The organism is Streptomyces sp. NPDC059456 (assembly GCF_042750055.1).
Taxonomy (GTDB): Bacteria; Actinomycetota; Actinomycetes; order Streptomycetales; family Streptomycetaceae; genus Streptomyces.
Window position 1 is genome coordinate 1 of sequence record NZ_JBHYVA010000374.1, and the last position, 8,133, is coordinate 8,133.

7 protein-coding genes are annotated in these 8,133 nt (G+C 70.8%); 1 reads left to right on the forward strand and 6 read right to left on the reverse strand.

What is annotated here, in order from left to right; genetic code table 11:
- The 4 genes from kdpB to ACFXA3_RS27180 form a co-directional block, all read right to left on the reverse strand.
- Positions 1 to 1,576, reverse strand: a 1,576-nt coding sequence (kdpB, locus tag ACFXA3_RS27165; RefSeq protein ID WP_385190982.1) for a potassium-transporting ATPase subunit KdpB, incomplete at its 3' end; no start/stop codon positions are given.
- Entirely contained in the window at positions 1,573 to 3,237 is a 1,665-nt protein-coding gene (gene kdpA / locus ACFXA3_RS27170; RefSeq protein ID WP_385190984.1) for a potassium-transporting ATPase subunit KdpA, read from the reverse strand. The genes kdpB and kdpA, both read right to left, overlap by 4 nt.
- Before the next feature lie 6 nt (positions 3,238 to 3,243).
- On the reverse strand, positions 3,244 to 3,333 hold the full coding sequence (kdpF, locus tag ACFXA3_RS27175) for a K(+)-transporting ATPase subunit F (protein WP_042817481.1): 90 nt from the start codon (positions 3,331 to 3,333) through the stop codon (positions 3,244 to 3,246).
- Positions 3,330 to 3,455: a hypothetical protein gene (locus ACFXA3_RS27180; RefSeq protein WP_385190986.1), complete on the reverse strand. Its 126-nt coding sequence runs from the start codon at positions 3,453 to 3,455 to the stop codon at positions 3,330 to 3,332. Before ACFXA3_RS27180 ends, kdpF begins: the two co-directional genes overlap by 4 nt.
- Positions 3,456 to 3,743: 288 nt before the next feature.
- Here ACFXA3_RS27180 and ACFXA3_RS27185 point away from each other — a divergent pair, with 288 nt between their 5' ends.
- Positions 3,744 to 4,496, forward strand: coding sequence for a DUF4118 domain-containing protein (locus ACFXA3_RS27185; RefSeq protein WP_385190987.1), 753 nt, complete (start codon positions 3,744 to 3,746; stop codon positions 4,494 to 4,496).
- A 65-nt stretch (positions 4,497 to 4,561) separates the two neighbouring features.
- On the opposite strand, the gene ACFXA3_RS27190 is transcribed toward ACFXA3_RS27185, so the two are convergent.
- Both ACFXA3_RS27190 and ACFXA3_RS27195 read right to left on the reverse strand, forming a co-directional pair.
- Positions 4,562 to 5,926, reverse strand: coding sequence for a carotenoid oxygenase family protein (locus ACFXA3_RS27190; RefSeq protein ID WP_385190989.1), 1,365 nt, complete (start codon positions 5,924 to 5,926; stop codon positions 4,562 to 4,564).
- 64 nt (positions 5,927 to 5,990) lie between these two features.
- Positions 5,991 to 7,925: an MFS transporter gene (locus ACFXA3_RS27195; RefSeq protein ID WP_385190991.1), complete on the reverse strand. Its 1,935-nt coding sequence runs from the start codon at positions 7,923 to 7,925 to the stop codon at positions 5,991 to 5,993.
- Positions 7,926 to 8,133: the final 208 nt, after the last annotated feature.

The following is an 8,133-nucleotide window of genomic DNA, read 5'->3' on the forward strand; positions in this document are numbered from 1 at the left end:
TGCCGCCGGCCTGCTCCCGCTTGATGAGGGCCATCTTGTCCTCGGGCGTGGCCTCGGCGAGGAAATCGTCGACACCCGCCTCCTCGGCGATCGCCTTTGCGGTGAGCGGGTTGTCGCCCGTGATCATCACGGTCTTGATGCCCATGCGGCGCAGCTCGTCGAACCGCTCGCGCATGCCCTCCTTGACCACGTCCTTGAGGTGGATGACACCCAGGACACGGGCGCCCTCGTCGTCCTGGACGGCGACGAGCAGCGGGGTGCCACCGTCCTCGGAGATCTTGTTGGCCAGGAGGTCGGCGTCCTCGGCCACCCGGCCGCCCTGTTCCTTGACCCAGGTGATGACGGAGCCGGCGGCGCCCTTGCGGGTCTTCTTGCCGTCGACGTCGACACCGGACATGCGGGTCTGGGCGGTGAAGGCGATCCACTCGGCCTGCGACAGCTCGCCCTGGTGGCGCTCGCGCAGCCCGTACTTCTCCTTCGCCAGGACGACGATGGAACGGCCCTCGGGCGTCTCGTCCGCCAGCGACGACAGCTGGGCGGCGTCCGCCAGCTCGGCTTCCGTGGTGCCCTTGACGGGCACGAACTCGGCGGCCTGGCGGTTGCCGAGCGTGATGGTGCCGGTCTTGTCGAGCAGCAGCGTCGACACGTCTCCGGCGGCCTCGACCGCACGCCCCGACATGGCCAGGACGTTGCGCTGGACCAAGCGGTCCATGCCGGCGATGCCGATCGCCGAGAGCAGCGCGCCGATGGTGGTCGGGATCAGGCAGACCAGCAGGGCGGTCAGCACGATCATGGACTGCTTGGCGTCGGCGTAGATCGCGAACGGCTGGAGGGTGACCACGGCCAGCAGGAAGACGATCGTCAGCGAGGCGAGCAGGATGTTGAGGGCGATCTCGTTGGGCGTCTTCTGCCGGGCCGCGCCCTCGACCAGGGCGATCATGCGGTCGATGAAGGTCTCACCGGGCTTCGTCGTGATCTTGACGACGATCCGGTCCGAGAGGACCTTCGTTCCGCCCGTGACCGCCGAGCGGTCGCCGCCCGACTCCCGGATGACGGGAGCGGACTCACCCGTGATGGCCGACTCGTCCACCGACGCGACGCCCTCGACGACGTCACCGTCGCCCGGGATGATGTCGCCGGCCTCGCAGACGACCAGATCGCCGATGCGCAGCCCGGTGCCCGGGACCCGTTCCTCGCCGGAATCGGTCAGGCGGCGGGCGACGGTGTCCGTCTTGGCCTTGCGCAGGGTGTCGGCCTGGGCTTTGCCGCGGCCCTCGGCGACGGCTTCGGCGAGGTTGGCGAAGATGGTGGTCAGCCACAGCCAGGCCGTGATCGCCCAGCCGAACCAGTCCGTCGGGTCCTTGACCGCGAGAACGGTGGTGACCACCGACCCGACGAGGACGACGAACATGACCGGCGACTTGATCATGACACGCGGGTCGAGCTTGCGCACCGCGTCGGGGAAGGACTTCAGCAGGGCCTTGGGGTCGAACAGTCCGCCGCCGACACGGCCGGCGGGCTGGTGGGCCGTGGGGATGTCCTCGTGCGGGGCACGGGTGGGGGTGATGGTGCTCATGATGCGAGCCCTTCAGCGAGCGGACCCAGCGCGAGGGCGGGGAAGTAGGTCAGACCGGTGATGATGACGATCGTGCCGACGAGCAGGCCCGCGTAGAGCGGCTTGTCGGTGCGCAGCGTGCCCGCCGTCTCCGGCACGGGCTTCTGTTCGGCGAGCGAGCCGGCCAGGGCGAGGACGAAGACCATGGGCAGGAAGCGGCCCAGCAGCATGGCGATGCCGATCGTGGAGTTGAACCACTGGGTGTCGGCGTTCAGGCCGGCGAAGGCGGAGCCGTTGTTGTTGGCGCCGGAGGTGTAGGCGTAGAGGACTTCGGAGAAGCCGTGTGCGCCGGAGTTGAGCATGGAGTGGGGCGGGGTGGGCAGGGCCATCGCGGCGGCGGTGAAGCAGAGCACCAGGGCCGGGGTGATGAGGATGTAGCAGGCGGCGAGCTTGATCTCGCGGGTGCCGATCTTCTTGCCCAGGTACTCCGGCGTCCGCCCGACCATCAGGCCGGCGATGAACACCGCGATGATCGCCATGATCAGCATGCCGTAGAGGCCGGAGCCCACACCGCCGGGGGCGATCTCGCCGAGCTGCATGCCCAGCAGCTGGATGCCGCCGCCCAGCCCGGTGAAGGAGGAGTGGAAGGAGTTGACCGCACCCGTCGAGGTGAGCGTGGTGGCCACCGAGAAGATCGCGGAGGCGCCGATCCCGAAGCGGGTCTCCTTGCCCTCCATCGCCCCGCCCGCGATGTCGAAGGCGGGTCCGTGGTGGGCGTACTCGGTCCACATCATCAGGGCGGTGAAGGCGAGCCAGATCGTCGCCATCGTCGCCAGGATCGCGTAGCCCTGCCGCAGGCTGCCGACCATCCGGCCGAACGTACGCGTCAGCGCGAACGGGATGACCAGGATCAGGAAGACCTCGAAGAGGTTCGAGAACGGGGTGGGGTTCTCGAACGGGTGCGCCGAGTTGGCGTTGAAGTAGCCGCCGCCGTTCGTGCCGAGTTCCTTGATGACCTCCTGCGAGGCGACCGCGCCTCCGTTCCACTGCCGGGTGCCGCCCAGGAACTGGCCGACCGCGTGGATCCCGGCGAAGTTCTGGATCGCACCGCACGCCACCAGCACGATCGCGCCGATCACCGAGATCGGCAGCAGGATCCGGACGGTGCCGCGGACCAGGTCGGACCAGAAGTTGCCCAGCTCACCGGTGCGCGAGCGGGCGAAACCCCGTACGAGGGCGACGGCGACGGCCATGCCGACGGCGGCGGAGACGAAGTTCTGCACCGCCAGGCCGCCGGTCTGCACGACGTGGCCCATGGCCTGCTCACCCGCGTACGACTGCCAGTTGGTGTTGGCGACGAACGAGGCTGCGGTGTTGAAGGCCTGGTCGGGGTCGATCGCGGAGAAGCCGAGCGAGCCCGGCAGGACGCCCTGGGCGCGCTGGAGGGCGTAGAGGAACAGGACGCCGACCGCGGAGAAGGCCAGGACACCGCGCAGGTAGGCGGGCCAGCGCATCTCGGCGGTCGGGTCGGCGCCGATGGCCTTGTAGATCCACTTCTCCGGGCGGTAGTGCTTCTCGGAGGAGTAGACGCGGGCCATGTGGTCGCCCAGGGGCCGGTAGGCCAGCGCGAGCGCGGCCATCAGGGCGAGGAGCTGGAGCACACCAGCGAGAACGGGACTCATCGGTGGCTAGAACCTCTCCGGGTACACGAGGGCGAGGACGAGGTATCCCAGCAGGGAGACGGCCACGACGAGGCCGACGATGTTTTCGACGGTCACAGCTTGGCCACCCCTCGGGCGATGAGAGCCACCAGCGCGAACACCGCGACCGTGGTGACGACGAAGGCCAGATCGGCCATCGTGAGCTCCTGATGAAGTGATGAAATGGATTTCGGCCACAACGGCCGATGTAGAGCAAACCGCGGGCTCAGCCGGGTGTTGAGCCTCCTTGACGGGCTCCATACGGGTGCGGCGGAACTCTTGATGCCGCCCTGACGCCGAGGGCACGCGCCGCCCCGCGGTGGACGTCAGGATCGGGTCCGGAACCGTCAGGGAGCCGTCAAGGACTGGTTCGGGCCGGGGCGACGACGGAATACTGGAGGGGTCGAGGGGCGGGCACAGGGGGCGTGCACATGACCGCGTCGTCGCCCTGTTCCTCCCGAGAACTCCGAACCACTGCGAGGTGGATCATGAGGATCCCGCTTCGTGACGCCGTTGCGGCCGTCGCAGCGCTGTTCGCACCGTTCGTCGTCGCGCTGGCCCTCGCGCCCGTGCGCGCCGACGTATCGCACACCAATGTCGCACTGGTCCTCGTGGTGGCCGTGGTGGCCGTATCCGCGCTGGGAAACCGGTACGCCGGCGCGCTCGCCGCGCTCTCGGCGGCCGCGTGGTTCGACTTCTTCCACACCGTTCCGTACGAGACCTTCCACATCGAGCAGCGCGCCGACATCGAGACGGCCCTGCTCCTGCTCGTCGTGGGACTGGCCGTCTCGCAGCTCGCGGCGCGGGCCCGGCTGCTGGGCGGCGTCGCCCTCGCGGACGCCGGCCACCTGGAGCGGCTGCACGAGACGGCTCGTTTCGCGCGTTTCAGCACCTCACCGGACGACGTGGCCGCACACGTACGACGGCAGCTGGTCGAGCTGCTCGGACTCCGGGCCTGCCGCTTCGAGCGCGGCTCCCTGCTCGGGCATCCGGCCCGACTGGAGCAGGACGGTTCCGTCACGGTGCCGGACTGGGTGTGGGACCTGGACCGGCAGGGGTGGCCGGAGGGCGAGATCGAGCTGCGCGCCACCTCCGGCGGGCACTACGAGGGCCGTTTCATGATGACGCCCGTCCCCGGCGCCCCGGTGCCGCCGCTGGAGGCCCGGCTGGTCGCGGTCACCCTGGCCGCCCAGGCCGCGGTGGCCCTGGAGGCCCCGGCACCGGTCGGATCCCGGGGCTGAACGGCGCTGCCGGCCACCGCCCTGAAGGGAGTGGCCGGCAGCGCCGGGGGGTGTGTCGGGGGTGGTCAGTTCCCGGCGCCCGCCAGGCTGTCGTCGGTGATCCAGGAACCGTGGATCCCGGCAGGCACCCGCCGCGGCAGGTGGACGGTGGCGATGCGGTCGAGACCGGAGGCGTCGAGGACCAGCAGCTGCGAGGCGTCCTGCTTGAGGTCGGAGACCACCGTCAGCAGGTAGCCGTCGTCCTCGTTGGTCGCCCCGGCCGCGGGGACGAACACGGCCTCGCTGGGCAGGCGGGCGTCGCCGACCTGGTGGATGCGGCGGGCGCCGGTGGTGCGGTCGTACTTCACCACTCCGTAGCCGCCGAAGCCCTTCTCGTCCGGGAAGGAGATGGCGTACTGGTATCGGTTCTCGGCGCCGAGGTAGTCCTCGTTGAGCGTCGGGAACTCCACCGCGAGGTCGTCGATGATCTGCTCGTCGACCGTACCGGCGGCCATGTCGACCACCCAGCGGCGGGTGTACGAACGGGCGTTGGGCTCGGTACCGCGGCCCGGGGCGCCGATCCACCAGTTCCAGGACAGCTGGAACCCCTCGCGGTCCACGGTGGGGCCTTCCAGGACGATGCGGCCCTGGCCGTCCTCGTAGGCGTTGGAGACGTGCAGCATGTTGCCCGGCTCGATCGAGAACCAGCGGATGTTCTGCGCGCCGTGCTCCCCGCGCGGCATGATCCCGATGCGGGAGAGCTGCTGGTCGCTCCAGCCGTACGGGATGCCGGAGTGCTCGGTCGGGTCGAAGGTGACGTTCCCCTCGATGAAGACCACGTGGCGGCGGGTGATGGCGAAGTCGTGCTTCAGGGAGGCCGTCGCCCCCGGGATCTCGGCGCTGTGGATGATCTCGCCCTTGGCGTCGGAGACGTAGTACGTCAGGAACGGCGGGAAGGGCGAGGACCCGAAGAAGTGGAGCTCGCCGGTGCGCGGGTCCTCCTTGGGGTGCGCGGTCATCGCCGTGCGCAGCTTGCCGCCGAAGTCGTGGGCGCCGACCGTTTCCAGTTCCGGGGTGAGTTCGAAGGGGAAGTTGGACTCGCACAGGGCGAGGAGGCGGCCGCCGTGTTCGATGACGTGGGTGCCGGCGGTGCTGGCGCTCAGGTCGGGACCGCGGTCGGTCATGTAGGGGGCACCTTCGAGGGCGGGGGTCTTCACCCAGCGGTTGCGGTACCACTCGGCGCGGCCCTCACGGAGCCGGATCCCGTGGACCATGCCGCTGCCCTTGAACCAGTGCGTCGGGGTCACTCCGGGCTTCGGGTTGTGGCCGTTGCGGAGCAGCCGGCCGGTCAGCTCCGGGGGGAGGGTGCCCTCGACGGTCAGGTCGGTGGCGGTGGTCTCGTCGGTGACGGGGGTGTAGTGGCCGGTCAGGTAGGGCTTGTCGGCGGTCATGTCGGGGACCTCTTTCAGGAGATGGAACGGAGTGGAGGAAGAAGGGAGCGGAAGGGAGGCGTGGTCAGGCAGCCTGTTCGGCACGGTGCTTGAGGTGGGTGAGCCAGCTGTCCAGGGAGTCGTGGAGGGCCTGGGCGAGTTCGTGCACCGCGGCGTCGACCGGCTCCCCGCTCCAGGACTCCTCGGTGCGGACGGTGACGTGCCCGTCGGTCTGCTCGAACGTCCACACGTGGATGCCGGTGATGCCGTCGACGTCTCCGCCCCACACGATCCGTTCGCCGGGGACCACTTCCTGCACGGTGGAGGTGATGTCCAGGCCGTGGGTCAGCCAGTTGAAGGAGTTGCCGGGGAGCAGCGGGCCGTCGAGTTCGGCGCGGTCGATGTCCGTGTTCCAGGTGGGCCAGGCCGCGATGTCGGTGTGCAGGTCCCACACCGTGGCGAGCGGGGCGTCGATGACGGTGCTCAGGCGGACGGTGACAGGGGCGGTCTCGTCGATGGTGACCATGACTGTGTTTCCTTTCGGGACGGGGAGGTGTCGGGGGTGTGCCCGGACCGTCGGCTCCGCCGCGTCGGGACGCGGCCGGGTGCAGCGGGCCAGGAAGAGTGCGAGGAGTGCGGTGAGGGCCAGGACCGCGGCCGAGACGGTGAAGGCGGCGCGGTATCCGGCGGTGAGCGCCTCCAGGTGCGGCTGGTCGGCAGCGGCGTGTGCGGTGACGGAACCGGCCAGGGTCGCCAGGGCGGCGAGACCGATGGCCCCTCCGATCTGGCGCGTGGTGTTGACCAGGCCGCCGGCGAGCCCGGCGTCCTGCGGGCGGACGCCGTCCACGGCCAGTGCGGTGAGCTGGACGAACGCGACACTCAGGCCGAGGCCGACCAGGATGCTCGGGCCGAGGACATCGGCGAGGTAGCTGCCGTGCGCGTCGATCCGGGACAGCCACAGCAGGCCGGCCGCCTCGGTGAACAGGGCCGCCGTCACCGTCGCGGTGGCGCCGATGCGCCGGGCGATCCGGGATGCCACGGACGCGCCGAGCATATTGGCCAGGGCGAGCGGGAGTTGGCCCGCTCCGGTGGCCAGGGGGTGCATCCCGAGGACCTGTTGCTGGTAGAGCGGCAGGAAGAAGAACAGTGCGATCCACACGGAGCCGAGCAGTGCCATCAGCAGGTTGCCCGCGGCGACCCGGCCGGTACTGAACAGCCGGGGCGGGATCAGTGCGTTCGGCCGGCGGAGCTCGATCACGGTGAACGCGGCGAACAGTGCGGCGGCTCCGGCCAGGGCGCCCAGCACCCGCAGGTCCGTCCAGCCGGCGCCGCGCGCTGCGGTCAGGCCCCAGACGAGGCAGGTCAGGGCGAGGGTGACGACGACGGTGCCCAGCAGGTCGAACCGGCCGTCCTTCCGTCCCGCCGGCCGGGGCACGAACGCTGCCACGGCGGCCAGGACCAGGGCCGTTCCGAGGGCCACGGAGTGGAAGATCCAGGGCCAGCCCCACGCCTGGGTCAGGACACCGCCCAGGAGTACGCCGCCCGCTCCGCCGGCGCCGGAGACCGCGCCCCACACCCCCAGCGCCCGGCCCCGCCCGGGGCCGGGCGGGTACAGGTCCATCACGAGGGCGAGCGCGGCCGGGGCGATGGCGGCGGCGCCGAGGCCCTGGACGGCCCGGGCCGCGATCAGGACGCTCGCTGAGCCGGCCAGCCCCGCGGTCAGCGAGGCCACCGCGAACAGCGCCAGTCCGGCGACCAGGACCCGGCGGCGGCCGAGGAGGTCGGCCGCCCGGCCGCCCGCCAGGAGCAGTGCCCCGAAGGCCAGTCCGTAGGCGTTGACCACCCAGGTGGTGCCGCCGTCCGACAGTCCGACCCCGGAGCTGATCTGCGGGAGCGCCACGTTCACGATCGACGTGGCGAGCATGACGGTGAACTGGGCCGCGGCCAGTGCCGCCAGGGCGGCTCCCGGACGGGGGGCTCCGGCTGCCGCCCGGCCCGTCTTCGTGTGTGCAACGTTCATGTCGCACAGACTCGTGCCGGGCGGTGTCCACTCTCCAGAGCGGACGGCGGCGGGGACTGTCCACTGCTGTCCGCACCTGTCCACCGGGTGCCAGAGGTGTGACGGGGTGCCGGGTGCGCGGGGCACCCGGCGGTGTGGGGCACAGCGGGGTGCCGTGCAGCTCCAGGTGCCCCCGCGCCCCGCCTATCAGGTGGAGGGGCGGGCGGGG

Coding starts and splice junctions, on each gene's coding strand:
- kdpA (WP_385190984.1), bottom strand. CDS start 3,237: ATGAGTCCCGTTCTCGCTGGTGTGCTCCAGCTCCTCGCCCTGATGGCC.
- ACFXA3_RS27185 (WP_385190987.1), top strand. CDS start 3,744: ATGAGGATCCCGCTTCGTGACGCCGTTGCGGCCGTCGCAGCGCTGTTC.
- ACFXA3_RS27190 (WP_385190989.1), bottom strand. CDS start 5,926: ATGACCGCCGACAAGCCCTACCTGACCGGCCACTACACCCCCGTCACC.
- ACFXA3_RS27195 (WP_385190991.1), bottom strand. CDS start 7,925: ATGAACGTTGCACACACGAAGACGGGCCGGGCGGCAGCCGGAGCCCCC.